1 protein-coding gene is annotated in these 506 nt (G+C 58.3%); it reads right to left on the bottom strand.

Annotated features, from left to right (window positions below):
* On the bottom strand, positions 1 to 506 hold a 506-nt coding region (locus QSV36_RS14245; RefSeq protein WP_289132541.1), incomplete at both ends, for a GTP-binding protein.

Genomic DNA, 506 nt, shown 5'->3' with positions numbered 1-506 from the left:
TCGTTGTCGTCTTTGCCTTCCAGCGCCATACGAGCCGAACCGATGATGATCGGGGTGTCGTCGCCTGGGAAGTCGTAGGTGGACAGCAGGTCGCGAACTTCCATCTCGACCAGTTCCAGCAGCTCAGCGTCGTCTACCAGGTCAGCCTTGTTCAGGAAGACCACGATGTACGGAACGCCTACCTGACGGGACAGCAGGATGTGCTCACGGGTTTGTGGCATCGGACCATCGGCGGCCGAGCAAACCAGGATCGCGCCGTCCATCTGGGCAGCACCGGTGATCATGTTCTTCACGTAGTCAGCGTGACCTGGGCAGTCAACGTGAGCGTAGTGACGAATGTTCGAGTTGTACTCGACGTGAGCGGTGTTGATGGTGATACCGCGCGCTTTTTCTTCCGGAGCCGAGTCGATCTTGTCGAACTCAACGACTGCCGAACCGAATACTTCGGAGCAGACGCGAGTCAGAGCTGCGGTCAGAGTGGTCTTACCGTGGTCAACGTGGCCGAT

It is taken from the genome of Pseudomonas sp. BCRC 81390 (genome assembly GCF_030341915.1).
In the GTDB taxonomy this organism is placed as follows: domain Bacteria; phylum Pseudomonadota; class Gammaproteobacteria; order Pseudomonadales; family Pseudomonadaceae; genus Aquipseudomonas.
Note: the sequence above shows the minus strand (reverse complement) of the source record. Positions and strands in the feature narration are given on the sequence as shown.